This is a genomic window from Achromobacter sp. EG18, from assembly GCF_059759395.1.
Map to the genome: position 1 here is coordinate 3649821 of NZ_CM186213.1, position 25028 is coordinate 3674848.

19 protein-coding genes are annotated in these 25028 nt (G+C 67.8%); 12 read left to right on the forward strand and 7 right to left on the reverse strand.

Going from position 1 to position 25028, the window contains the following annotated elements; translation table 11 throughout:
- Positions 1–43: 43 nt before the first annotated feature.
- The 6 genes from AC6CR5_RS16715 to coq7 all read right to left on the reverse strand — a co-directional run bounded on the left by AC6CR5_RS16715 (position 44) and on the right by coq7 (position 7544).
- On the reverse strand, positions 44–1189 hold the full coding sequence (locus AC6CR5_RS16715) for a glycosyltransferase family 4 protein (RefSeq protein ID WP_047991886.1): 1146 nt from the start codon (positions 1187–1189) through the stop codon (positions 44–46).
- Positions 1190–2539 (reverse strand): murein biosynthesis integral membrane protein MurJ, encoded by a 1350-nt coding sequence (gene murJ / locus AC6CR5_RS16720; protein WP_047991887.1) that lies wholly within the window; start codon positions 2537–2539, stop codon positions 1190–1192.
- A 1-nt stretch (position 2540) separates the two neighbouring features.
- Positions 2541–3566, reverse strand: a complete 1026-nt coding sequence (locus AC6CR5_RS16725) for an SDR family oxidoreductase (protein WP_024070425.1) — start codon at positions 3564–3566, stop codon at positions 2541–2543.
- Positions 3567–3578: 12 nt separating this feature from the next.
- Positions 3579–4856 carry a Vi polysaccharide biosynthesis UDP-N-acetylglucosamine C-6 dehydrogenase TviB gene (gene tviB / locus AC6CR5_RS16730; protein ID WP_006385889.1) on the reverse strand — a complete coding sequence of 426 codons (1278 nt, stop codon included), beginning with the start codon at positions 4854–4856 and terminating at the stop codon, positions 3579–3581.
- A 97-nt stretch (positions 4857–4953) separates the two neighbouring features.
- On the reverse strand, positions 4954–6057 hold the full coding sequence (locus AC6CR5_RS16735) for an MraY family glycosyltransferase (protein WP_006385888.1): 1104 nt from the start codon (positions 6055–6057) through the stop codon (positions 4954–4956).
- An 809-nt stretch (positions 6058–6866) separates the two neighbouring features.
- Positions 6867–7544, reverse strand: a complete 678-nt coding sequence (coq7, locus tag AC6CR5_RS16740; protein WP_006385887.1) for a 2-polyprenyl-3-methyl-6-methoxy-1,4-benzoquinone monooxygenase — start codon at positions 7542–7544, stop codon at positions 6867–6869.
- A 116-nt stretch (positions 7545–7660) separates the two neighbouring features.
- Between coq7 and AC6CR5_RS16745 the strand changes: the two genes are divergently transcribed.
- The 4 genes from AC6CR5_RS16745 to AC6CR5_RS16760 all read left to right on the forward strand — a co-directional run bounded on the left by AC6CR5_RS16745 (position 7661) and on the right by AC6CR5_RS16760 (position 12185).
- Positions 7661–8101, forward strand: coding sequence for an OsmC family protein (locus tag AC6CR5_RS16745; protein ID WP_006385886.1), 441 nt, complete (start codon positions 7661–7663; stop codon positions 8099–8101).
- Between the two features lie 50 nt (positions 8102–8151).
- Positions 8152–9123, forward strand: a complete 972-nt coding sequence (locus AC6CR5_RS16750; protein ID WP_353630821.1) for a thymidylate synthase — start codon at positions 8152–8154, stop codon at positions 9121–9123.
- Between the two features lie 398 nt (positions 9124–9521).
- Positions 9522–11585 carry a putative bifunctional diguanylate cyclase/phosphodiesterase gene (locus AC6CR5_RS16755; RefSeq protein ID WP_020926294.1) on the forward strand — a complete coding sequence of 688 codons (2064 nt, stop codon included), beginning with the start codon at positions 9522–9524 and terminating at the stop codon, positions 11583–11585.
- 114 nt (positions 11586–11699) lie between these two features.
- On the forward strand, positions 11700–12185 hold the full coding sequence (locus AC6CR5_RS16760; RefSeq protein WP_020926293.1) for a dihydrofolate reductase: 486 nt from the start codon (positions 11700–11702) through the stop codon (positions 12183–12185).
- 70 nt (positions 12186–12255) lie between these two features.
- Here AC6CR5_RS16760 and AC6CR5_RS16765 read toward each other — a convergent pair whose 3' ends face one another.
- Positions 12256–13674, reverse strand: coding sequence for an aminotransferase-like domain-containing protein (locus tag AC6CR5_RS16765; RefSeq protein WP_047991889.1), 1419 nt, complete (start codon positions 13672–13674; stop codon positions 12256–12258).
- Between the two features lie 171 nt (positions 13675–13845).
- On the opposite strand from AC6CR5_RS16765, the gene aptA reads away from it, so the two are divergent.
- The 8 genes from aptA to AC6CR5_RS16805 all read left to right on the forward strand — a co-directional run bounded on the left by aptA (position 13846) and on the right by AC6CR5_RS16805 (position 25025).
- Positions 13846–15171 (forward strand): omega-aminotransferase AptA, encoded by a 1326-nt coding sequence (gene aptA, locus AC6CR5_RS16770; RefSeq protein WP_006385881.1) that lies wholly within the window; start codon positions 13846–13848, stop codon positions 15169–15171.
- 98 nt (positions 15172–15269) lie between these two features.
- Positions 15270–16766 carry a CoA-acylating methylmalonate-semialdehyde dehydrogenase gene (locus tag AC6CR5_RS16775; RefSeq protein ID WP_026384808.1) on the forward strand — a complete coding sequence of 499 codons (1497 nt, stop codon included), beginning with the start codon at positions 15270–15272 and terminating at the stop codon, positions 16764–16766.
- A gap of 78 nt (positions 16767–16844) precedes the next feature.
- A complete protein-coding gene (locus AC6CR5_RS16780; RefSeq protein WP_024070429.1) occupies positions 16845–18350 on the forward strand; it encodes a M81 family metallopeptidase in 1506 nt (501 codons plus the stop codon).
- Between the two features lie 84 nt (positions 18351–18434).
- Positions 18435–20000 (forward strand): ABC transporter substrate-binding protein, encoded by a 1566-nt coding sequence (locus tag AC6CR5_RS16785; RefSeq protein WP_006385878.1) that lies wholly within the window; start codon positions 18435–18437, stop codon positions 19998–20000.
- Between the two features lie 26 nt (positions 20001–20026).
- Positions 20027–20968 (forward strand): ABC transporter permease, encoded by a 942-nt coding sequence (locus AC6CR5_RS16790; RefSeq protein ID WP_006385877.1) that lies wholly within the window; start codon positions 20027–20029, stop codon positions 20966–20968.
- A 9-nt stretch (positions 20969–20977) separates the two neighbouring features.
- Positions 20978–21883 (forward strand): ABC transporter permease, encoded by a 906-nt coding sequence (locus tag AC6CR5_RS16795; RefSeq protein ID WP_006385876.1) that lies wholly within the window; start codon positions 20978–20980, stop codon positions 21881–21883.
- Between the two features lie 5 nt (positions 21884–21888).
- The gene (locus AC6CR5_RS16800; RefSeq protein WP_047991892.1) at positions 21889–23574 is read left to right on the forward strand and encodes an ABC transporter ATP-binding protein; all 1686 of its coding nucleotides are present in this window, start codon (positions 21889–21891) and stop codon (positions 23572–23574) included.
- Between the two features lie 44 nt (positions 23575–23618).
- Positions 23619–25025: an amidase gene (locus AC6CR5_RS16805; protein ID WP_498084738.1), complete on the forward strand. Its 1407-nt coding sequence runs from the start codon at positions 23619–23621 to the stop codon at positions 25023–25025.
- Positions 25026–25028 lie beyond the last annotated feature (3 nt).

Consider the following 25028-nt stretch of genomic DNA (forward strand, 5'->3'; position numbering starts at 1 on the left):
TTCAGGTTCTCGTGGTCACCGCAGCAACGGTGTGGCGCGCGGCCTAGCGGCCCGATCCGCGCACACCGTCAAAAAGTTCTTCCCATAGGCCCAGCACCCGCTCGGCGGAAAAGCGCTCGCGCACCGCCGTGGCCGCCTCGGCCATGCGCAGGCGGGCGGCATCGTCGCCCATCACCGCGCCCAGCTCGCGGCACAGCGCATCGACGTCGCCGTTGGGCCGCACCAGCACGCCGTCCACCCCTTCGCGCACGATTTCGCGCGGCCCGGTATCGCAATCGAATGCCACCGCGGCCAGCCCGCTGGCCATCGACTCCAACAGGGTGTTGGACAGCCCCTCGAAGCGCGACGTCAGCACGTACAGGTCGGCGCTCTGGTACCAATCGCCCACGTTGCCCGCGCGCCCCGGCAGGCTGACCCGGTCCTGCAGGCCGGCCTCTCGCACCTGCGCTTGCAGCGCGCGGCGTTCGCCGCCCTCGCCCAGGATAACCAGATCCCAGTCCGGATGCGACGGGGCCAGCCGGGCATATGCCTGCAGCAGCAGGTCGAAGCCCTTGTCCGCGTGCAGCCGCCCCACCGCCAGCAGGCGCCGGCGGCCATCGTTCGAAGCCGGCGCCAGCACGGGTTCGCCCTTGGGCAACGGCCAATGCACCGGGTTGGGGATCACCGCCAGCCGCGATCCCGGCACATGCTGTTCGATCCATTGCGCGGTGCCGCGGGTCAGGGCCACCACGCGCGCGGCGCGGGGATAGGTCAGGCGGCGCAGGCGCTGCCAGAAGCCCGACAAGGTCTGCGACGGCGGATGAGTATGTTCCGTGGCGATGACGCGGCACGCCAGGCCGGTGGACGCCAGCACCGACAGCACGGACGCCGTGGTCATCATGCCCAGCACGATATCGGGCCGGAACGCCTTGATCACGCGCCGCAGCGCGCGCACCCGCTGCACATTGCTCCAGATGCCGCGCAGCCCGCCGCCCTCGCCCGCGGTATGCAGCACCTCGCGCCGCACCTTGGGGTGCAGCGTGTAGACATCGCCGTCGGCGCTCGCCTGCGTCACCACCATGACCTCGCGCCCCATGCCGGCCCAATGCGCGCTCAGGTCGGCGGCGACCCGTTCGGCGCCGCCGCCGTGCAGCGAATGGATGAACAGCAGCACGCGCAACGGGCGGCCGGAGTCGGAAACGGCGGGCATTCAGTCGGCCTCTTTGGGTTCGGCGCGGCGCAGGGCCACCACCAGGTAGCAGGCATAGGACAGCAGGTACATCAGGCTGGTGGCCAGCATGATGCCGGCGGCGCCCATCCGGGGCGCCAGGACGGTGTTGAGCGCCGCCTTCAGCGCAAAATTCCCGACCGCGATGGCGGCCATGATGCGATAGCGGTTCTGGCTGGCCAGCAGCTGCACCAGGATCAGCACGCCGAAATAGAACGGCAACTGCAACAGGCCCCAGCGCAGCACGTGCGCCACGGCCTCGGTGTTCTCGGCGGTGAAGGCGCCGCGCTGGAACAGCACCGACACGCCCCACGGCGCCAGCACCCAGCCCACTGCCACCGCGGCGGCGCCCGCCGCCACCATCAGCACCGACCATTTCAGCGCCATGCCGCGCGCGCGCGCCGTGTCGCCGCGTGCCTGCACGTCGGCCAGCACCGGCAGCGCCGCGCGGCCCACCGACACCGCGCCGATGCCCAGCAACAGCGACAGCAGTCGGCTGGCGTAGCCCAGCGTGGCGTTGGCATTGGCGCCCAGGTTGGCGGCGGCGTATTGGTCCAGCGGGCCGACGAAGCTCATGGCCACCTGGCCGATCAGCATCACGCCGGCGGCGCTCATCAGTTCGGGCCAGTGCGGCGATTGCAGGGTCAGCCTGGGCGCGCCCCAGAAACCGCCGTCGGCGCGCGCCGCCAGCCAGGCCAGCCAAACGGTCTGGATCGCGTAGCCGACCAGCGTGCCCCACAGCAGCGGCCCGACGCTCTCGGCGCTGGCGGCCAGCATCACCCATGCCAGGGTCGCCACGGCCGGCACGCTGTCCAGCAGGGTATTGACGTGACGCTCGTGCGAGCGCAGCCGCGCGGCGCTGATGCCGGCGACGAGCAGCAATGCCGCCACCGGCGCGAAGGCCAGCAGCAGTTCGCCGGTCATCTCGCCGACGCGCGCCGACAGGCCTTGCCCCAGCGCGCCAAGCACGTGGGGCCAGGCGAACCAGGTCAGCGCGGCCAGCGCAACGCCCGCCGCCGCCACCCAGCCCTGCAACTCACGGATGAACTGCTCGCGTTCGGCGTCCTCGGCGCGGCGCAGCCGCACCAGCACCGGAATCAGCACCACCGACAGCACGCCCACGATGGTGACCGGCAGCCAGGTGGCCATGGTCATCGTGAACTGGTAGGCGTCGACGGCGTCGCTGACGCCGTAGCGGTACGCCACCGCCATCTCCTTGATGGCGCCGGCGGCCTTGCCCAGCAGCAGGAACACCGCCACCCGGAACGCGCCTTTGAAGATGCGCTGGTGGTCCGGGTGGATGCTGCCGAGTTTGCGGATAAGTGCTTTCAAATCAACGCAGGAATTGCGTGTACCAGGGCATCGCCACTTCCAGGCCCTGCAGCACCGTGTGCGTGGGCTGGTAGCCCAGCAGGCGGCCGGCCTTGCTGACGTCCGCCTGCGAATGGCGCACGTCGCCGGCGCGGAAGTCGGCGTAGACCGGCTTCTTGGCATAAGCCACGCCCTGGTTGCCCAGCGCCTTCACGAGGAATTCGAACAGCTGGTTCAGGGTGCTGCGGCCGCTGACCGCCACGTTGTACACCTGGTTGCGGCCCTCGGCCGGCGCCATGGCGGCCAGGATGTTGGCCTGCACCGCGTTGTCGACGAAGCAGAAATCGCGGCTGGTCTCGCCATCGCCGTTGATGGTGACGTCCTCGCCCTGAATCATGGCGGCGGTCCACTTCGGGATCACGGCCGCATAGGCGCCGTTGGGATCCTGGCGCTTGCCGAACACGTTGAAATAGCGCAACCCCACGGTTTCGAAACCGTAGGAGCGCGCGAACACGTCGGCGTACAACTCATTGACGAACTTGGTCACGGCGTATGGCGAGAGCGGTTTGCCGATGTTCTCCTCAACCTTCGGCAAGGCCGGGTGGTCGCCGTAGGTCGAGCTGGAAGCCGCATACACGAATGACTTCACGCCGGCATCGCGCGCCGCCACCAGCATATTCAGAAAGCCGCCGATGTTCACCTCGTTGGTGGTGATCGGGTCCTTGAGCGAACGCGGCACCGAACCCAGGGCAGCCTGATGCAGCACGAAGTCCACGCCCTGCACCGCGCGGCGGCAGGCATCCAGATCGCGGATGTCCCCCTCGATGAAGGTCAGCCGCGCCCACTGCTCGGGCGTGACGGAGGCCTTCACTTCGTCCAGGTTGTGCTGGTGGCCGGTGGCGAAGTTGTCCAGGCCGGTGACGGTCTGGTTCAACTTCAGCAGCGTTTCCAGCAGGTTGGAGCCGATGAAGCCGGCGCAGCCGGTCACCAGCCATTTGCGCGGCGCGGCGGCCAGTTCCTGGGTGACGGTCTCGAAGCGTGTAGTCATGCAACGTCCTCCTTACAGGCGCAGATCGGATTCGGCGGGCGACAACACGTACTTCAGGTCATAAAGAATGTGTTCCGGCTTGCCCAGCTTGCGGATGCCGGCGGCACCCAGGTCTGCGAATTGATGGTGCGCGACGCCCAGGATCACGGCGTCGTACTTGCCTTCCTCGAGTTTGGCGACCGGCGTGATGCCGTATTCGTGCACGGCTTCTTCCGCGTCGACCCAGGGATCGTATACGTCGACTTCAACGTTGTAGTCGCCCAATTCCTTGACGATGTCGACGATGCGGGTGTTGCGCAGGTCGGGGCAGTTTTCCTTAAACGCCAGGCCCATCACCAGCACGCGCGCGCCCTGCACGTGGATGCGGCGCTTGGTCATGGCCTTGACCAGCTGCGACACCACGTAGCCGCCCATCGAGTCGTTCAGGCGGCGGCCCGCCAGGATGATCTCGGGGTGGTAGCCGATCGACTGCGCCTTGTGCGTCAGGTAGTACGGATCGACGCCGATGCAGTGCCCGCCCACCAGGCCCGGGCGGAACGGCAGGAAGTTCCACTTGGTGCCGGCGGCCTGCAGCACCGCTTCGGTGTCGATGCCCATCTTGTTGAAGATCAGCGCCAGTTCGTTGATCAGGGCGATGTTGACGTCGCGCTGGGTGTTCTCGATCACCTTGGCCGCTTCGGCCACGCGGATGCTGGAGGCCTTGTGAGTGCCGGCGGTGATGATCTGCTTGTAGAGCTGGTCGACCAGTTCGGCCACTTCCGGCGTCGAACCCGAGGTGACCTTCTTGATGGTGCTGACGCGGTGAGCCTTGTCGCCCGGGTTGATACGCTCGGGACTGTAGCCGGCATAGAAGTCAACGTTGAACTTCAGGCCCGACACGCGCTCCAGCACGGGCACGCAGTCTTCCTCGGTGGCGCCGGGGTAGACGGTCGATTCGTAGATGACGATGTCGCCGCGCTTGAGCACCGCGCCGATGGTCTCGCTGGCCTTGACCAGCGGCGTCAGGTCGGGCTGTTTGTATTCATCGATCGGCGTCGGCACGGTGACGATGAAGACGTTGGCCTGGCCCAGCTCGGCGCGGTCGGCGGTATAGGTCAGTTGCTTGGCTTCGGCCAGTTCGGCGTCGCTGACTTCCAGCGTGTGATCGTGTCCGGCCTTCAGCGCCTCGATGCGGCGCGTGTTGATGTCGAAGCCGATGACCGAGCGCTTCTTGCCGAATTCCACCGCCAGCGGCAGGCCGACATAGCCCAGGCCGACGACTGCGAGTTTCACATCCTGAATACGCAACATAACTCTCCCTTTGCCGTAAGACGATTACGGCATTTTAAATATGGTCGGGGTGATGGATAACCGAGCCCCCGGCGGTGATCACCGGGGCGCCCAAAACTTAGTCTGCCCGCAGCACGGACGGCAGCAACAGCCATCCCGGACGGCGCCAGGAGACCAGCCGCGCATACAGCCAGATGTAGACGCTGGCGAACACCACCAGGCTGGCGCTGAGCACCCAGGCGTTGTCCCACCAGATGGTGGCCGGCACCAAGCCGATCAGGGCCAGCACCCACATGTAGGGCGACGCCAGGGCGTTGCACAACGCCGGCACCGCGTGGCGACGGCCGCGGCTGAAGGTGACGCGCACCAGGCGGCGAAAGACCAGTTGGTGCAGGTGCAGGGCGTCCGGCTGGTCCACCGGCACGCCGCGCTTGAAGCGGCGGCGCCAGATGGAAAAGCCGGTTTCGAATACGGGGTAGAACAACACCGCCAACGCGTAGAACGGCGACACCGACGGATTGCGCACGACCAGCAGCACGGCCAGTTCAGCCAGCATGAAACCGAGGAAATACGCGCCCCCATCGCCCAGGAAAACGCGCCCGAACGGGAAATTCCAGACCAGGAAGCCGAGGGTCGCCGACGCCAGCGCCGCCGCGACCATGAAGATCGGCACATCGCCCACCTGCAGCGCCACCAGGCTGATGGACACCGCCATCAGTGTGGCGATCATGCCGGCCAGGCCGTTCATGCCGTCGACGATGTTCAGGGCATGGGTACAGCCACCCACGGCGAACATGGTGAAAATCAGAGAAACGGGCCAATACGACAGGACGTAGTCCACGGGCGCCATGCCGACCCGGCTGACGCCGCCCAGCAGCCACCAGGCGATCGCGGCCGACGCGAAGGCCGCCAGCAGGCGCTTGCTCGCGCCGATATCCTTGGTGATGTCTTCGAGCAGGCCCGCCACGAATACAGGCAACGCCGACACGAACAAGGCCGGCCACAGCCAGGTCAGGGTCATGTTGTCGGGGCCGAGCACCAGCAGGCCCATCAGCGTGCCCGCCAGCACGGCCAGTCCGCCCACGCGGGGCGTGGCGCGAGAGTGATTCGCTTGCGGTTTGTTCAGATCGCTGTCGCCGGTGAAGGCGCCATGCCAGCGCTCCGACGCCACGATGAGTCCCCCCACCATGAACGCGACCACGCAAATGTACAGCCAGGTCACTGGGTCACCTCGGGTTGGTCTATCGAGACAGGCCCGCCATTATCAATGGCAGGTGTAACGCCCATATATGGGAGGGATAAGGAAGTGCAATTCACCGGGACAGAACGTAACGTCCGCGCTCCGGACCCGTGCACAAGCCGAACCCCGCTATGACGGGGCCGGACAGCAACGCGACCGCAGACGCGTGGAAAGACCGAATTCATGAATCGATTGTAGAGCTTTCCGCCCCGACACACGCGAAATATCCAAGGGGAAACACGGAGACGATGGTGGAGCGATTTCCGGGGGTTACGGCCACTCGCCGGCGGGATCACGCGCCGACGCCTCGAACAAAAAGGGACAGTTCAAATGCGCTCAAAAAAAAGCCCGAGATCGTGAGATCTCGGGCTAAATCCACCAAAGGAGGAGGGTGGAGGAGACAACCGTGGCATGTTGGGAGCGTTTCGCTCGCTGCGCTGTCGGGGTTTGGCACCGCGCCGACTGCGTTTCAACATCCGATGAGATGCATAGTATCGGTTTTTTTTGTGCGTTGCAAGAATTTTTTTAGAGCAGTCGCATTGTCCGATGTTGCGTTGCATTTTTGCCGCAACGTCGCGCCTCCCTCGCCGGAAAGCCGCACCCAGTAATGCGTTGCAAAAATGGAGGGTTATTGCCGAACGGGTTAACCCCTTGCGGAATTACCCTAGCCACGATCGGGTTATCCCGCCCTATGATTTGCACCGGAAAGGTGCATGCGGCACCAATATGCGGCAAATATTGCGCACTGCAACATTCTGATGCCGTGCCTTGCCGGCGCTGCGCGGGCAGTCCTAGATCCGGTACGCGGTGGTGGTCATGACCTTGGACATGGCGCGCATGGCGGCCTTGACCGGCCCAGGCAGCGGCACGCCGCCGGCAGCCTCGGCGCTGGCGCGATGCTGGGCCTCGTCGTCCTTCATCTTCTGCACGATCTGGCGGGAACGGGCGTCCTGCTCCGGCAGCGTCCGCAAATGCCCTTCCAGGTGCGCCTCGACCTGCTTTTCGGTTTCGGCCATGAAGCCCAGGTTGCGCGGCGCGCCCGCATAGCCGGCCAACAAGCCCAGCGCGAACGAGCCGGCGTACCAGACCGGGTTCAGCAGGCTTGGGCGGCTGCCCAGTTCGGTCAGGCGCTGGTTGCACCAGACAAGGTGGTCGACTTCCTCACCGGCTGCCTCCAGCAACAAGTTGCGCGGCCCCGGCTCGCGGCAGACCGCGGCCTGCCCGCGATACAGGGCCTGGGCGCAGACCTCGCCCACGTGGTTCACCCGCATCAAGCCCGCCGCGTGACGCTTTTCCTGCGCCGACAGGGTATCCGGCGCCTCCTCGGCGGTGGCTGGGTTGGGGCGACCGGCGCTGGCGCTGCCGGACAACACCCGCAGGGCCCGGTCGGCTTCGGCCAGCAGGGCATCCAGCGGGCTGGCGCGGCGCAGGAAGGCAGCGGGACCGGATCGAGACAGCGTGAGGGACATAGACGACTCCTGAATGGGGCACACACCCCTCATCCGGGGTGGGACTCTCGTGCCTGGAATTGTACGCAACGGGTATCATCAGCCATTGACTGCGCTCAAGCACAAGGACCTGACAAATGGAATGCACGATCGACTGGGGCGGCCCCAACGGCATGCTCTTTACCGCCAGCACCGGCAGCGGCCACGTGGCCGTGATGGACGGCGCCGTGGACGGCGGCGGCCACAATCTGGCGCCGCGTCCGATGGAAATGCTGCTGGCCGGCACCGGCGGCTGCACCGCCTATGACGTCGTGCTGATCCTCAAGCGTGGCCGCCACGCCGTGACCGGCTGCAGCGTCAAGCTGCAGGCCGACCGCGCCGATGTCGACCCCAAGGTGTTCACGCGCATCCACTTTGCCTTCACGGTCACCGGCCGCGACCTGCCGCGCGCCGCGGTCGAGCGCGCGGTGCAGTTGTCGCACGAAAAATACTGCTCGGCATCCGCGATGCTCGAAAAAACCGCCGAATTGACGTTTTCGGTGGACATCGTCGACACCCGGGACGCCGCCGCTGCCTAGCGCGCCCCGGCCGACACGCCGCCATTTCAGCCTTTTCTGATTCTGTACCCATGAAACAATACCTGGACCTCGTTCAATCCATCCTGGACACCGGCGCGTGGCAGGAAAACCGGACGGGCATACGCACGCTGAGCATGCCGGGCGCCTCGCTGCGCTTCGACCTGCAGCAGGGCTTTCCGGCCGTGACCACCAAGAAGCTGGCCTTCAAGTCCGCCATCGGCGAAATGGTCGGCTTCCTGCGTGGCGTGCGCAGCGCCGCCGAGTTCCGCGAACTGGGTTGCAAGGTCTGGGACCAGAACGCCAACGAAAACGCCCAGTGGCTGGCCAACCCCTACCGCGAAGGCCCGGACGACCTGGGCCCGGTCTATGGGGTGCAATGGCGCCAGTGGCCGGCCTACAAGCTGCTGGACGCCGATCGCGACGGCCAGATCGCCGACGCCCTGGGCCGCGGCTACACCAAGGTCGCGGACCTGCGGGAAGGCGGCGCGTCCAAGGTGCTGCTGTACAAGGCGGTCGACCAGTTGCGCCAGTGCCTGGACACCATCCACGAACGGCCGGGCGACCGTCGCATCCTGTTCCATGGCTGGAATTGGGCGCAGATCGAGGAAATGGCGCTGCCGCCCTGCCACCTGCTCTATCAGTTCCTGCCGAACGCGACCACCCGCGAAATCTCGCTGTGCCTGTATATCCGCTCGAATGACGTCGGGCTGGGCACGCCGTTCAACCTTACCGAGGGCGCGGCCCTGTTGCACCTGGTGGGTCGACTGACCGGCTACACGCCGCGCTGGTTCACGTATTTCATCGGCGATGCCCATATCTACGAAAACCACCTGCCGATGCTGCGCGAGCAACTGACGCGCACGCCGCTGGAAGCCCCGCGCCTGGTGCTGTCCGACCGCATCCCCGATTTCGCCCAGACCGGCCGTTACGAGCCGGAATGGCTCGAGAAGGTCGAGCCCGGCGATTTTTCGCTGGCCGGATACACGCACCACGCGCCATTGACGGCGCCGATGGCCGTCTAGAACCCACCGCCGGCATTTCGCGGGTCGCGTGCGGCCGCCATCCGGCGCCGGGTGCGCCCCCGTCCGGCGCAAGTGAAGATTGGTGAGCTTCTGGAAGCCCGTTTTCGGTATAACCCATCCCTTAGCCCCGGACGCGCGTCCAGCAAGCCGTGCGCGCCGTTGCTTCCGAACGGCCCATGCCGCGCCGTGCCTGGCCCTCGCCGCGTAACCGGGCAGTCCGTCCGGTCCGCCGCCCGCCTGCAGTGCCGCGCCGCACCCCCCATCCAGACAAGAGAGTACGTGAATCGCCAGCGTCGACAGCAGGATTCCCTTGCGGCCCAGTTGCAACTGTTGACTACTAATTGATTTGAATTGAGGCCGGCGCGGCGGCTGTATGCGCTCAGGACAGGACCCCAAAAATGCTCGTTGGAACATATAACCCTTCGCTCGTCCTCGTTTCCCTAGGGGTCGCCATCCTGGCGTCGTATACGGCGCTGGGCATGGCCAACCGCGTGCGGGCGGCGAGCGGGCTGCCGGCGGCGCGCTATTGGCTGGGCGGCGGCGCGCTGGCGATGGGCATCGGCATCTGGTCCATGCACTTCGTCGGCATGCTGGCGTTCAACCTGCCCATTCCCATGGGCTACGACCTGCCGCTGACCGTGCTGTCGCTGGCCATCGCCATCGGCTGCTCCGCCTTCGCGTTGTGGATCGTCTGCAAGGACGACCTGCCCTGGGCCCGCCTGCTCAGCGGCGCCCTGCTGATGGGCGCGGGGATCGCCGCCATGCACTATATCGGCATGGCCGCCATGCGCATGATGCCGGGCATCGTCTACGACCCCGCCTGGTTCGCCCTGTCCATCGCCATCGCGGTGGCGGCCTCGGGCGCGGCGCTCTGGATCACCTACCGCCTACGCCACGACGGGCCGCGGGTGGCGCTGTCGCGGCCGCTGGCGGCCGTGGTCATGGGGCTGGCGATCGTCGGCATGCACTACACCGGCATGGAAGCCGCGGGCTTTCCGGACGGCAGCATCTGCATGGCGGCGGACGCCGGCATTTCGGCCGGCTGGCTCGCCATCGCGGTCACCGCCGTCACCCTCAGCGTGCTGGCCATCGCCCTGGTGGTGGCGGTGCTGGACAACCGCCTCGAAGCCCGCACCTCGGCGTTGGCCTCGTCGCTGGCCGAGGCCAACGAGGAACTGGTGCAGCTGGCGCTGCACGACACGCTGACCAAGCTGCCCAACCGCATCCTGCTGGAAGACCGGCTGGAACAGGCCATCGAAAGCGCCAGCCGCCGCAAGGGCTATTTCGCCGTGCTGTTCTTCGACCTGGACGGATTCAAGGCGGTCAACGACGCCTACGGCCACCATACCGGCGACGCCCTGCTGATCGACCTGGCCCAGCGCATCCGCCAGACCCTGCGCACCCAGGACACGGTGGCGCGCCTGGGCGGCGACGAATTCATCGTGCTCAGCGAAGTGGTGGAACCAACCGACGCCGCCAATGTGGCCGACCGCCTGATCGAAGCCATCGCGCGGCCGGTGATGGTGTACGGCCACGAGGTGCTGGTGACCTCCAGCGTCGGCATCGCCATCTACCCGAATGACGGCGAGGACACCCATGCGCTGCTGACCAACGCGGACGCCGCGATGTACCACGCCAAGCGCCTGGGCGGCACCGGCTACAGCTTCTTCGAGCCGTCGATGAACGCCGACGCGCATGAACAGATCGAGCTGCTGCACGACCTGCGCCTGGCGCAGGAACGCGACCAGTTCGTGCTGCACTACCAGCCCAAGTACGAGGCGCCGGCCGGCCCCATCATGGGCGCCGAGGCCTTGCTGCGCTGGAACCACCCGACCCGCGGCCTGGTGGGTCCGGACCAGTTCATCCCCACGGCGGAAAAGACCGGGCTGATCCTGTCGATCGGCGAATGGGTCATCAATGAAGCCTGCCGCCAGATGCGCGAATGGATCAACGCCGGGCAGGGCCACTGGACCATCGCGGTCAACATTTCCGCGCTGCAGTTCGCCCACGCCAGCCTGGTCGAGACCGTGCGCACCGCGCTGGCGCGGCACGATGTGCCACCATCCTGCCTGACGCTGGAAGTGACCGAATCGACCGCCATGCGCGACGCCGAAGCCAGCCTGACCGTGCTCAAGCGCCTGTCGGGACTGGGCGTGACCATTTCGATCGACGACTTCGGCACCGGCTACTCCAGCCTGCTGTACCTCAAGCGACTTCCCGCGACCGAACTGAAAATCGACCGGGGTTTTGTCAACCAGCTGGAAAACGACAACGAGGACGCTGCCATCGTTTCGGCCATCGTGGCGCTGGCGCAGCAGTTGAATCTACGCATCGTCGCCGAGGGGGTGGAGACCGCGGCCCAGCAGAAGTTCCTGACCGGGCTGGGGTGCGATTCACTGCAGGGCTTCCTGCTGGGCAAGCCGATGCCGGCCGACGAATTCCTGGAACACGCCGCGGGCTGAATCCAGGCCAGCCGACCCGCGCGGCCGGGCGAATCCCCGCCCCGCGTGCCAAATTTGCTACGCTTGGAATCTTCCCGCCGGCGCCGCCGGCCGCCTCCTTGCGTACCTGTCCGAATGCCCGCCAGCCTGACCCTGATCGTCGCCTATTCCACCAATCGCGCCATCGGCCGCGACAACGCCCTGCCCTGGAAACTGCCGGGCGACCTGGCGCACTTCAAGCGCAGCACCTTGGGCCATCCGATCATCATGGGCCGCAAGACCTGGGATTCGCTCGGCCGCCCCCTGCCCGGCCGCGCCAATATCGTCGTCAGCCGCAACCCGGCCTTCGAGGCCGCCGGCGCCACCGTGGTGCCGACACTGGAGGCCGCCATCGCCGCCTGCGGCGACAGCGCCGAGGCCTTCGTCATCGGCGGCGCGCAGATCTACACGCAGGCCCTGGCGCTGGCCAGCCGCGTCCTTGCCACCGAGGTCCATGCCGAGGTCGAGGGCGACGCCTTCTTCCCCCTGCTGCCCGGCTTCCAGTGGCGCGAAACCGCGCGCGCGGCGCAGCCCGAGGAAAACGGCTACCGCTACGATTTCGTGACGTACGAACGCGCCTGAGCCGCCCCGCCCGGGCGTGGTGGCTGCCATCGCGGTGCCAACGCCGCGCCGCCTCCCCCGGGACAGCAGGCTAGGCCGCGCCCTCATTGCGCATGAAGCGCCACAGCGCCGGCGCTTCCGAGTACGCCACGTTGAAGCGCACCCAGGGCGTATCAGCCTCGTCCGCCTCAAAGTACGACCCCGGCGCCAGCCAGATGCCGTCCTTCAATGCCAGGCCGGCCAGGCCGTTGGCGCCCCGCTCACGCCACTGCCCGGCCACCTTGGCCCACAGGAACAGCCCGGCACGGGGCTGCGCGTAGATCTCGAAACCGTGTTGCGCCATCAATTCGGCCACCGTGGCGTGCGCCTGCGCCAGCCGCTCGCGGGTGCGCTCGATGTGCGCCCGGTAGCGTCCTTCGCGGATGACCTGGTGGACGATACGCTCCATGATTTCCGGCGAGGTCAGGCCCACCGCCATCTTGGTGCGCGCGATGTCGCGCGCCAGGTCGCGGTGCGCCACCACGTAACCGACCCGCACCGACGGGCTGATGACCTTGGAATAGCCGCCCAGGTAGACCACCCGGCGGCCGCCATCGAGCGCCGCCAGCATGGGCGTGACGCCGGGCGCCAGTTCGCGGGAAATGTCGTCCTCGACCACCCACAGCCCGTGGCGCTCGGCCAGTTGCAGGATGCGGAAGGCATTGGCCATGCTGATGCTGGCGCCGGACGGGTTCTGCAGGGCGGTGTTGACGAACAGCGCGCGCGGCCGGTGCTGCGTCGCGGCCAGCTCCAGCGCCTCGCAATCCAGGCCATCCAGCGTGCGCGCCACCGGCACCACCCGCAGCCCGGCCAACCGCAGCATCTGCAACAGGTTGGCGTAGGCCGGCTGCTCGACCAGCACGGTGTCGCCCGGACGCAGCAGCGTGCGGATCACCATGTCGAGTCCGTGCGTCACGCCCTGGGTCAGCAGCACCTGCGACACTTCCACCTCCATGCCCTGCGCGCTGAGCGTGGCGGCGATGGTCTCGCGCAGCGGCGCGTAGCCATAGGGATGGCCGTAGTTGGCGATGCGCATGGCCGGCACCCGGCCCATGTGGCGCAGCGCCATGTGCAGCCCCTCTTCATTGAGCCACTCGCCCGGCAGCCAGCCGCAGCCCGACTTGATGGGAATGGAGTGGTCCGCGAAGATGTCCGACAGCAGCCAGGCCGCGTTCAGCCGCGGCGGCTCCCATGACTGCGGCGCGCCCCGGCGCGGCGGCGCGTCGGGCGAGGCCACGCGATAGCCGGCGCCGGGGCGCGCCGCCAGCCACCCCAGTGATACCAGGCGGTTGTAGGCGCTGGCCACGGTGAAGGTGCTGACCTGGTACTGGCGCGCGAAGTCGCGCACCGAGGGTAGGGACATACCCGGACGCAGCTCCTGCGCCTCGATGGCGCGCAGCACGGCGGCCACGAGCTGGTCCACCAGGGTTGGCGCCTGCCCCCGGGCACGCACGGGCTGGAAGTCGATCACGGCGCTACGCTATCTGTACAGTTGTCATGCTTGCAACTATACAGTTAGCCCGGTTTGCGCGGATTGTATATTTTCATTCCTCGCCGGACGTACCAGAATCAATCGCATCCCGCCGGCCGCCCGCCCGACACGCGCGCAGGCTCCGGCGCCTGTCCTTCCCCTGGAGCCGCCATGAACGCCCCCGCCGAGTTGCCCGACCTGTCCCATCTCTGGATGCCTTTCACCGCCAACAAGCAGTTCAAGGCGCATCCCCGCATGCTGGCGTCGGCCAAGGGCATGTACTACACCTCGGTCGACGGCCGCCAGGTGCTGGACGGCACCGCCGGCCTGTGGTGCGTCAACGCCGGCCACGGCCGCCAGGAAATCGTCGAGGCGATCTCGCGCCAGGCCGGCACCATGGATTACGCCCCCGGCTTCCAGCTGGGCCACCCCCTGGCCTTCGAAGCGGCCACGGCGGTCGCCGGCTTCATGCCGCAGGGCCTGGACCGCGTGTTCTTCACCAACTCGGGCTCCGAGTCGGTCGACACCGCGCTGAAGATCGCCCTGGCCTATCACCGCGCCCGCGGCGAAGGCCAGCGCACCCGCCTGATCGGCCGCGAGCGCGGCTACCACGGCGTGGGCTTCGGCGGCATCTCGGTCGGCGGCATCTCGACCAACCGCAAGACCTTCTCCGGCGCGCTGCTGCCCGCCGTCGACCACCTGCCCCACACCCACAACCTGGAGCAGAACGCCTATTCCAAGGGACAGCCGGCCTGGGGCGCGCAGTTGGCCGACGAACTCGAACGCATCATCGCGCTGCACGATGCCTCGACCATCGCCGCCGTCATCGTCGAACCGATGGCCGGTTCCACCGGCGTGCTGATCCCGCCCAAGGGCTACCTGGAAAAGCTGCGCGAGATCACGTCCAAACACGGCATCCTGCTGATCTTCGACGAAGTCATCACCGCCTACGGCCGCCTCGGCGCGGCCACCGCGTCGGAATTCTTCGGCGTGACGCCGGACCTGATCGCGATGGCCAAGGGCGTCAGCAACGCCGCCGTGCCCGCGGGCGCGGTCGCGGTGCGCCGCGAGGTGCATGACGCCATCGTCAACGGCCCGGCCGGCGGCATCGAGTTCTTCCACGGCTACACCTATTCGGCCCACCCGCTGGCGGCCGCCGCCATCCTGGCGACGCTGGACATCTACCGCCGCGAAGACCTGTTCGGCCGCGCCCGCAAGCTGTCCGGCGCCTTCGAGCAGGCCGCCCACAGCCTGAAGGGCGCGCCGCACGTGATCGATGTGCGCAACCTGGGCCTGGTGGCCGGCGTCGAACTGGCGCCGCGCGCCGGCGCGCCGGGCGCGCGCGCCGCTGAAGTGTTCCAGAAGTGCTTCGACAGCGGCCTGATGGTGCGCTACACCGGCGACATCATCGCCGTCTCGCCGCCGCTGATCATCGATGAGGCCCAGATCGGCCAGATCTTCGAGCAGATCGGCAAGGTGCTCAAGGAAGTCGCGTAACCCCCCGGCGCGGCGCAGGCGCCGCGCATCACACACAACGGCGGGCGGCCCCGGGCCGCCCTCCGGCGTTTTCAAAGAACCCCGCTCCGAGCTTTCCCATGAAGAAGAACCTCTCGCACTACATCAACGGCCAGCCCTATGATGGCCGCAGCAACCGCTACGCCGACGGTTTCAACCCGGCCACCGGCGAGATCATCACTTCCGTGCCGCTGGCTTCCACCGACGAAGTGGCGCTGGCCGTGGCCGCCGCCAAGGCCGCCTTTCCCGCCTGGTCGGAAACCCCCGCGCTCAAGCGCGCCCGCGTGCTGTTCAACTTCAAGGCGCTGCTGGACAAGCACCAGGACGAACTGGCCGAACTGATCACGCGCGAGCACGGCAAGGTGTTCTCGGACGCCAAGGGCGAAGTGATGCGCGGCATCGAGATCGTCGAATTCGCCTGCGGCATTCCTCATCTGTTCAAGGGCCAGTATTCCGACCAGATCGGCGGCGGCATCGACAACTGGAGCATGCGCCAGGCGCTGGGCGTGGTGGCCGGCATCACGCCGTTCAACTTCCCGATGATGGTGCCGTGCTGGATGTTCCCGGTGGCCATCGCCTGCGGCAACACCTTCGTGCTCAAGCCGTCCGAACGCGATCCCTCGGCCTCGCTGCGCCTGGCCGAGCTGCTGACCGAAGCCGGTCTGCCGCCGGGCGTGTTCAACGTGGTGCACGGCGACAAGCAGGCCGTGGACGCGCTGATCGCGCACCCCGACGTCGAGGCCCTGTCTTTCGTCGGCTCGACCCCGATCGCCGAATACATCTACGCCGAAGGCACGCGCCGCGGCAAACGCGTGCAGGCCCTGGGCGGCGCCAAGAACCACCTGGTGGTGATGCCCGACGCCGACCTCGACCAGGTCACCGACGCGCTGATGGGCGCGGCCTACGGCTCGGCCGGCGAACGCTGCATGGCGATCTCGGTGGCCGTGGCGGTGGGCGACGTGGCCGACAAGGTCATCGAACGCCTGGTCCCGCGCGTCAAGGCGCTGGTGGTCAAGGACGGCATGCAGGGCGACGCCGAAATGGGCCCGCTGGTCACGGCGCAGCACCGCAACAAGGTCATCGGCTACATCGAGGACGGCGTCGCCGCCGGCGCCGAGCTGGTGGTCGACGGCCGCGGCCTGAAGGTGCCGGGCGCCGAAAAGGGCTTCTTTCTGGGCGGCACGCTGTTCGACAAGGTCAAGCCCACGATGAACATCTATCGCGAAGAGATCTTCGGACCAGTGCTGTGCGTGGTACGCGTGCCCGACTTCGCCGCCGCGGTCGAGCTGATCAACGCCCATGAATTCGGCAACGGCGTGGCCTGCTTCACGTCCGATGGCGGTGTGGCGCGTGCCTTCGCCCGCCAGATCAAGGTGGGCATGGTCGGCATCAACGTGCCGATCCCGGTGCCGATGGCCTGGCATTCGTTCGGCGGCTGGAAGCGTTCGCTGTTCGGCGACCACCATGCCTACGGCGAAGAAGGCATCCGCTTCTACTCGCGCTACAAGAGCGTGATGCAGCGCTGGCCGGACAGCATCGCCAAGGGCGCGGAATTCACCATGCCGGTGGCCAAGTGACCATGTAGACGCGTTCACCGCCCCGAGCCGCCAGGCGGCCGGGGTTTTGCCGAAAGACACACAACAAGGGGAATCCTGATGCGCATCGGGATCGGCGGCTTTCAGCATGAAACCAATACCTTCGCGCCTTCGCGCGCGGCCTGGGAAGACTTCGCCGACAAGGGCGGCGGCTGGCCGAAGCTGGTCAGCGGTCCGGCGATGTTCCAGGCCGTGGCCGGCGCCAACATTCCCGTGGCCGGCTTCATCGAGGCCATGCAACAGCACACGCTGCTGCCGGCCACGTGGGCCGCGGCCAGCCCTTCCGGTCCAGTCACCGAGGATGCCTTCGAACGCATCAGCGCCCTGATCCTGCAGGGCCTGCAAGCGGCCCTGCCGCTGGACGGCGTGTACCTGGACCTGCACGGCGCCATGGTCACCGAGCACCTGGACGACGGCGAAGGCGAACTGCTCAAGCGCGTGCGCGCGCTGGTCGGCCCCGACGTGCCGGTGGTGGCCAGCCTGGACCTGCACGCCAACATGACAGCGGCGATGGTGCGCCACGCCGACGCGCTGGTCTGCTACCGCACCTATCCGCACATCGACATGGCCGAGACCGGCCAGCGCGCCGCCGCGCTGCTGGCGCGGCGCCTGGCGGGCGCGCCCCGTCCCTGCGTGGCGCTGCGACAGCTGCCCTACCTGATTCCGCTGTGCTGGCAATCGACCGACATCGAGCCGGCGCGCAGCCTGTACCAGATGGTGGGCGACATCGAGGCGCGCGGCGCCCAGAGCGTGTCGCTGGCCACCGGTTTTCCGGCGGCGGATTTCCCCGATTGCCTGCCCGCGGTATGGGCCTACGGCGCCACCCAGGCCGAGGCCGACGCGGCCGCCGACACGCTGGCGCGCGCGGTGCTCGATGCCGAACGGGATTTTGGCGGCACCCTGTATTCACCCGATGACGCGGTCACGACCGCCATGCGGCTGGCGCGCGAGGCCAACGCGCCGGTGGTCATCGCCGACGCGCAGGACAACCCCGGCGCCGGCGGCAGTTCCGACACCACGGGCCTGCTGCGCGCCCTGATCCGCCACCAGGCGCGCGATGCCGCCATCGGATTGATCGTCGATCCGGAAGCGGCGCTGGCCGCGCACCGCGCCGGCGTGGGTAAATCGGTCCGCATTGCATTGGGTGGACATTCGGGTATTCCCGACGACGAACCACTGGACGCCGAGTTCATCGTGGAGAAAACTTCGGATGGGCGCTTCGATACGCATGGCGCGTTCTACCGCGGCTTCCATATGGACCTGGGCCCCAGCGCCTGCCTGCGCATCGGCGGCGTGCGCATCGTGGTGGCGTCCAACAAGGTGCAGATGGCGGACCAGGAAATGTTCCGTTTCGCCGGCATCGAGCCGCGCCGCGCGGCCATCCTGGCGGTGAAAAGCTCGGCGCATTTCCGCGCCGACTTCACCCCCATCGCCCACGCCATCCTGGTTTGCGCCGCGCCGGGATCGATGCTGATGGATGCGGCAAAACAACCATGGACACGGTTGCGTCCCGGCATCAGAATGGCGCCTTGCGGCCCGGTTTTTTCCAGCGCCGCAAGCGACTGACCCTCGCACGCCGCGCCCGGGGCGCGGCGCGTCAACGACGTAGCGGCAATCCGCGCCGCTCACTACGCATAAAAGGGGAATTTCATGCTCAAGTTCGTCCGCGCGGCCGCGTTCGCCGGCGCCACCCTGCTGATGGCCCATGGCGCCTACGCCGACACCGTCATCAAGGCGGTGATGCATTCGCCGCTGCGCCTGACCGATCCGCACGCCACCACCGCGTACATCACCACGTGGCACGGCTACATGATCTACGACACCCTGCTGGCCACCGACGCCGACAACAAGATCCAGCCGCAGATGCTGGAAAAGTGGGATGTCTCGGCCGACGGCAAGACCTACACCATGACGCTGCGCCCGGGCCAGAAATGGCATGACGGCAAGCCGGTCACGGCCGAGGACTGCGTCGCGTCGATCAAGCGCTGGGCCGCCGGCGACGGCATGGGCCGCACGCTGCTGAAATTCACCGACAAGATCGAAGTCATCGACGACAACAGCTTCCGCATCGTCATGAAGGAACCCACGGACCTGGCGCTGCGCGCCCTGTCCAAGCCGACCGGCACCGCGCCGTTCATGATGCCCAAGCGCATCGCCGAGCTGCCCATCGGCCAGCCGATCACCGACATGACCGGCTCGGGTCCGTTCAAGGTCATCGAGTTCAAGCCGGGCGTGAAGACCGTCTACGCCAAGAACGCCGACTACGTGCCGCGCAAGGAACCCGCCAGCGGCCTGGCCGGTGGCAAGGTGGTGAACGTGGACAAGGTGCAATGGGATGTGATGCCCGACGCCCTGACCACCGCCAACGCCCTGCTGGGCGGCGAAATCGACTTCGTCGAGCAGTTCCCCTATGACCTGCTGCCGATGATCGAAGGCAACAAGGACCTGAAGGAAGAGTCGCTCAGCCCGGTCGGCTACTTCACGATGTACCGCTTCAACTTCAAGTACCCGCCCTTCAACAACAAGAAGATCCGCCAGGCCGCGATGTACGCCATCGGCCAGGAAGACGTGATGAAGGCGCTGGTGGGCAATCCCAAGTACTGGAAGACCTGCGCCTCGCTGTGGGGCTGCGGCACGCCGCTGGAATCGGACATCGGCAAGGACGTGGTGGTGCCCTCGAACATCGAGAAGGCCAAGGCCCTGCTGAAGGAAGCCGGCTATGACAACACCCCGATCCTGGTGATGCACGCCACCGACGTCGGCACGCTGTCGGCCCAGCCGGTGGTGATGGCCCAGGCGCTGCGCAAGGCCGGCTTCAACGTCAACCTGGCGGCGATGGACTGGCAGAGCGTGGCGACCCGCCGCGCCTCCAAGGCGGCGCCGGCCGAAGGCGGCTGGAACATCCACAACACCAACTGGTACGCCACCGACGTGATGGACCCGGTGCGCTCTGCCCCGGCCGCGGCCAACGGCGACAACGCCTGGTTCGGCTGGCCCGACTTCCCCCAGGTCGAGGAACTGCGCACCAAGTTCGCGCTGACCTCCGATCCGGCCGAGCAGAAGAAGATCGCCGATGAATTGCAGCGCATCGGCATCGACGAGGGCCTGTACGTGCCGCTGGGCCAGATGTCGGTGCCCACCGTGTACACCGCCAAGCTCTCGGGCCTGGTGCATGCGCCAGTGTTCGCGTTCTGGAATGTGAAAAAAGCCCCTTGACGGGCAAGTAGTTCAGGGGGAAATACATGCTGGCATTCGTCTCACGCCGGCTCCTCGCGACCATCCCCGTTCTGGTGATGGTCGCGGTGGTGGTCTTTGCGATATTGCGTTTGAGCCCGGGTGATCCGGCCATCATCATGGCCGGCGACGGCGCCACGCCCGAGCGGATCGAACAGATCCGCCAGACGATGGGCCTGGACCAGCCGATGGCCAGGCAGTTCTTCATCTGGGGCGGCAAGCTGCTTCAGGGAGACCTCGGCACCTCGCTGATGTCCGGCGTGCCCGTGACCCAGCTCATCGGCCAGCGCCTCGAACCGTCGTTGAGCCTGGCGCTGTTGACGCTGGTCTTCACGCTGATCGTGGCGATCCCGCTGGGCGTGCTGGCGGCCTGGCGCCAGGGCCGGCTGCTGGACCGCGCGGTCATGGGCTTTTCGGTGCTGGGCTTCTCGGTGCCGGTGTTCGTCACCGGCTACCTGCTGATCTGGGCCTTCGCCATCAAGCTGGGCTGGTTCAACGTGCAGGGCTACACGCCGCTGGCCAATGGCTTCTGGCTGTTCCTGCATCGGCTGATCCTGCCGTCGCTGGCGCTGTCCACCGTGTACATCGCCCTGATCGCGCGCATCACGCGCACCAGCGTCATCGAGGTGATGGGCGAGGACTTCATCCGCACCGCGCGCTCCAAGGGGCTGACCGAGACCGGCGTGCTGCTGGGCCACGCGTTGCGCAATGCCGCGGTGCCCATCGCCACGGTGGTGGGCCTGGGCATCGCGCTGCTGATCAGCGGCGTGGTGGTGACCGAATCGGTGTTCAACATCCCCGGTCTGGGCCGGCTGGTGGTCGAAGCCGTGCTGGCGCGCGACTACCCCGTGATCCAGGGCCTGACGCTGTTCTTCGCCTTCGTCTACGTGTTCATCAATCTGGTTGTCGATTGCGCCTACACGGTGTTCGACCCCCGTATCCGATACTGAGGCCACGCCATGCAAACGCCAACCGACGCCGCTGCGCAAGCGGCCGCCGATCTTCCCGGCGGCGGCACGCCCCACGTCACCGCCTGGCGCCAGATCCGCCAGGGCCTCAAAAGCTGGCCGGTGATGCTGGCCCTGGTGGTGCTGCTCATCATTGTCGCCATCGCCCTGTTCGCCCCGCTGCTGGGCACGGTCGACCCGACGTCCATCAATCCCGGCGCGCGCCTGAAGCAGCCGTTCACCGATTACCTGTTCGGCACCGACGCCTTCGGCCGCGACGTCTGGTCGCGCGTGGCCTACGGCGCGCGCGTCTCGCTGATCGCGGGGCTGGGCGCGGCGGTCATCAGCGTCACCATCGGGCTGGTGGTCGGCGTCATCGCCGGCTGGTTCCGCTCGCTCGACGGCATCATCATGCGCACCATGGACGCCATCATGGCGATCCCCGGCATCCTGTTGGCGATTGCCCTGGTGTCGGTCACCGGGGCCAGCCTGATGACGGTGCTGGTGGCCATCACCATCCCCGAGATTCCACGGGTGGTGCGCCTGGTGCGCGGACAGATCCTGACGGTGCGCGGCGAGCCCTACGTCGAAGCGGCGCTGGCGCTGGGCACGCCGCTGCCGCTGCTGCTGTGGCGCCACATGGTGCCCAGCACCATCGCGCCGCTGACCGTGCAGGGCACGTATGTGTTCGCTTCGGCCATGCTGACCGAGGCCATCCTCAGCTTCCTGGGCGCGGGCATCCCGCCCGAGATCGCCTCCTGGGGCAACATCATGTCCGAAGGCCGCATGTACTTCCGCATGCTGCCCGGCCTGATCCTGTTCCCGGGGCTGTTCCTGTCGCTGACCGTGCTCAGCGTGAACATCCTGGGCGACGCGCTGCGCGACGCCCTCGATCCGAAAATGGTGCGCAGGATCTGATGCCGATGACCTACTCTCCCACTCCCCCCGCGGGCGATACCTCGTCCGCCGTGCTGGCGATCCGCAACCTGTCGGTGGAGGTCGGCGGCGCCGGCAACCGCGTGGTGCGCAACCTGAGCCTGGACGTGCACGCCGGCGAAACCGTGTGCGTGGTCGGCGAGTCCGGCTCGGGCAAGTCGGTCACGTCGCTGGCCGTCATGGGCCTGTTGCCGGCCGGCGTGCTGCGCATCAGCGCGGGCTCGATCCGCGTCGAAGGCGAGGACGTGGCCAACGCCACGCCGCGGCGCCTGCGCGAACTGCGCGCCACCCGCATGGCCATGGTGTTCCAGGAACCCATGACCGCGCTGAACCCCGTGCACACCGTCGGCAAGCAGGTCGACGAAGTGCTGCGGCTGCATCGCCGCATGTCGGCCGCCGAACGCCGCGCCAAGGTGCTGGACATGTTCCGCTCGGTGCACCTGCCCGACGTCGAGCGCATCTACGATGCCTATCCGCACCAGCTCTCGGGCGGCCAGCGCCAGCGCATCGTGATCGCCATGGCGCTGATCCTGGAGCCCAAGCTGCTGATCGCCGACGAGCCGACCACGGCGCTGGACGTCACCACGCAGAAGCAGATCCTGCTGCTGATCAAGGAACTGCAGGTCAAGCACCGGACCGCCGTGCTGTTCATCACGCACGACTTCGGCGTGGTGGCCGAGATCGCCGACCGAATCGTGGTGATGAACCGCGGCGACCTGATCGAAAGCGGCACCCGCGACGAGATCCTGGCCGAACCCAAGCAGTCGTACACGCGGCGCCTGGTGTCGTCGGTGCCCAGCCTGGTGCCGTTGCACCGCGAAGCGCCCGCGGGCGTGCCGGTGCTGCACGTCAAGGGCCTGGGGCGCACCTACGGCGGCAAGCGCTCGCTGTTCTCGCGCAGCGCGCCGCGCAACGTGATCGCGGCGGCAGACGTCAACCTGACGCTGCGCAAGGGCGAAATCCTCGGCATCGTGGGCGAGTCCGGCTCGGGCAAGTCGACCGTGGCGCGCTGCATCGTGCGCCTGATCGAACCCACCGCCGGCCACATGATGATGGGCGGCGAAGACCTCAGCACGCTGTCCGGCGCGGCCCTGCGCCCGGTGCGGCGCCGCATCCAGATCGTGTTCCAGGATCCTTACCGCTCGCTCAACCCGCGCCGCACCGTGGGCGAGTCCATCATCGAAGGCCTGCTCAACTTCGGCGTGCCGCGCGAGCAGGCGCTGCAACGCGCCGGCGAGACGCTGTCGGTGGTCGGACTGAGCCCCGACGCCATGCGGCGCTACCCGCACCAGTTTTCCGGCGGCCAGCGCCAGCGCATCTGCATCGCCCGCGCGCTGGTGATGGACCCCGAGATCCTGGTGGCCGACGAAGCCGTGTCGGCGCTGGACGTGTCGGTGCAGGCGCAGGTGCTGGAACTGCTCGAGCAGGTGCGCGAACGCACCGGCGTGGGCGTGCTGTTCATCACGCATGACCTGCGCGTGGCCGCGCAGATCTGCGACACCATCATGGTCATGCAGCGCGGCAAGGTCGTCGAGACCGGCGCCGCCCAGGCCGTGCTGACCGATCCCCGCCACGAGTACACCCGCGCCCTGATCGACGCGGCGCCCGGGCGCGACTGGGACTTCCGCAATTTCCGGCCCGTGGCGGCCGGGCTGGCGGCCCCCTCCGCCTGAGGCGTCCCAATCAACCCAGGCATCCCACGCAATCGGAACCCGCCATGTCGCAACCGCATGAACTCTCGGCCCAGGAACTGCTGGCCGCCTATCGCAACAAGACCCTGTCGCCGGTCGAGGCGACCCGCTCGGTGCTCGACCACATCGCGCGCTGGGAACCGCACATCCACGCCACCTATGCGCTCGATCCCGACCAGGCGCTGGCGCAGGCGCGCGCTTCCGAGGCGCGCTGGATGAAGGGCGAGCCGCAGGCTTGCGGCGGCTACTCGCTGGACGGCGTGCCCGCCACCATCAAGGAAAACATCGCCACCCGCGGCGTGCCGGTGCCGCTGGGCACCGCCGCCACTGACCTGACGCCGGCCGCGGCCGACGCCCCGCCGGCGGCGCGCATGCGCGAGGCCGGCGCGGTAGTGCTGGGCAAGACCACCATGCCCGACTACGGCATGCTGTCCTCGGGGCTGTCGAGCTTCCATGCGCTGACGCGCAACCCCTGGGACCTGAGCAAAAACCCGGGCGGCTCCAGCGCCGGCGCCGGGGCGGCGGCGGCGGCGGGCTACGGCCCGCTGCACATCGGCACCGACATCGGCGGCTCGGTGCGCCTGCCGGCCGCCTGGTGCGGCATCGCCACGCTCAAGCCCAGCCTGGGCCGCATCCCCATCGACCCGCCCTTCATGGGCCGCTGCGCCGGCCCCATGACCCGCGACATCACTGACGCCGCGCTGATGATGGGCGTGCTGTCGCAGCCCGACGCGCGCGATCACATGAGCCTGCCGTTCCAGGACTTCGACTGGCTCAACCTGGATATCGACGTGCGCGGCCTGCGCATCGGCCTGCAGCTGGACGCCGGCTGCGGCCTGCCGCTGGACCCGGAGATCCGCGCCGCCGTCGAAGCCGCGGCCCGACTGTTCGAGTCGGCCGGCGCCATCGTCACGCCGCTCAAGCCGTGGATGACGCCGGAGATGCTGGACGGCGTCGACCGTTTCTGGCGCACCCGCTCGGCCATCGACCTGGGGGCCCTGCCGAAAGCGCGCCGCGACAAGATCCTGCCGTTCATCCGCGCCTGGGCCGAAAGCGGCGGCGGCCAATCCGGCGAGGCCGTGTTCCGCAGCTACTACGAAACCCTGAACGTGCGCGCCAGGACCGTGGCCGCCACCGCCCCCTTCGACTACGTGCTGTCGCCGGTGGCGCCGGTGGTGGCCTACAACGCCGAGTGGGCCGCGCCCACCAACGAGGTCGCCACGACCATGCACCACATCGGCTACACGCTGCCCTACAACATGAGCGAGCAGCCGGCCGCCTCGGTCAACTGCGGCTACACCAGGGCGGGCCTGCCGATCGGCCTGCAGATCGCCGGCGCGCGCTTCGACGATCTGGGCGTGCTGCGCGTGGCCCGCGCCTGGGAGCGCATGCGCCCGGCCCAGCAGCCCTGGCCGCAACCGCCCCGGGCCTGACAC

What these genes read in the sequence shown, in the direction of transcription:
- AC6CR5_RS16715 (WP_047991886.1), bottom strand. Translation starts at nt 1,189, where the DNA reads ATGCCCGCCGTTTCCGACTCCGGCCGCCCGTTGCGCGTGCTGCTGTTC.
- AC6CR5_RS16725 (WP_024070425.1), bottom strand. Translation starts at nt 3,566, where the DNA reads ATGACTACACGCTTCGAGACCGTCACCCAGGAACTGGCCGCCGCGCCG.
- tviB (WP_006385889.1), bottom strand. Translation starts at nt 4,856, where the DNA reads ATGTTGCGTATTCAGGATGTGAAACTCGCAGTCGTCGGCCTGGGCTAT.
- coq7 (WP_006385887.1), bottom strand. Translation starts at nt 7,544, where the DNA reads ATGTCCCTCACGCTGTCTCGATCCGGTCCCGCTGCCTTCCTGCGCCGC.
- AC6CR5_RS16745 (WP_006385886.1), top strand. Translation starts at nt 7,661, where the DNA reads ATGGAATGCACGATCGACTGGGGCGGCCCCAACGGCATGCTCTTTACC.
- AC6CR5_RS16750 (WP_353630821.1), top strand. Translation starts at nt 8,152, where the DNA reads ATGAAACAATACCTGGACCTCGTTCAATCCATCCTGGACACCGGCGCG.
- AC6CR5_RS16755 (WP_020926294.1), top strand. Translation starts at nt 9,522, where the DNA reads ATGCTCGTTGGAACATATAACCCTTCGCTCGTCCTCGTTTCCCTAGGG.
- AC6CR5_RS16760 (WP_020926293.1), top strand. Translation starts at nt 11,700, where the DNA reads ATGCCCGCCAGCCTGACCCTGATCGTCGCCTATTCCACCAATCGCGCC.
- aptA (WP_006385881.1), top strand. Translation starts at nt 13,846, where the DNA reads ATGAACGCCCCCGCCGAGTTGCCCGACCTGTCCCATCTCTGGATGCCT.
- AC6CR5_RS16775 (WP_026384808.1), top strand. Translation starts at nt 15,270, where the DNA reads ATGAAGAAGAACCTCTCGCACTACATCAACGGCCAGCCCTATGATGGC.
- AC6CR5_RS16780 (WP_024070429.1), top strand. Translation starts at nt 16,845, where the DNA reads ATGCGCATCGGGATCGGCGGCTTTCAGCATGAAACCAATACCTTCGCG.
- AC6CR5_RS16785 (WP_006385878.1), top strand. Translation starts at nt 18,435, where the DNA reads ATGCTCAAGTTCGTCCGCGCGGCCGCGTTCGCCGGCGCCACCCTGCTG.
- AC6CR5_RS16790 (WP_006385877.1), top strand. Translation starts at nt 20,027, where the DNA reads ATGCTGGCATTCGTCTCACGCCGGCTCCTCGCGACCATCCCCGTTCTG.
- AC6CR5_RS16795 (WP_006385876.1), top strand. Translation starts at nt 20,978, where the DNA reads ATGCAAACGCCAACCGACGCCGCTGCGCAAGCGGCCGCCGATCTTCCC.
- AC6CR5_RS16800 (WP_047991892.1), top strand. Translation starts at nt 21,889, where the DNA reads ATGACCTACTCTCCCACTCCCCCCGCGGGCGATACCTCGTCCGCCGTG.
- AC6CR5_RS16805 (WP_498084738.1), top strand. Translation starts at nt 23,619, where the DNA reads ATGTCGCAACCGCATGAACTCTCGGCCCAGGAACTGCTGGCCGCCTAT.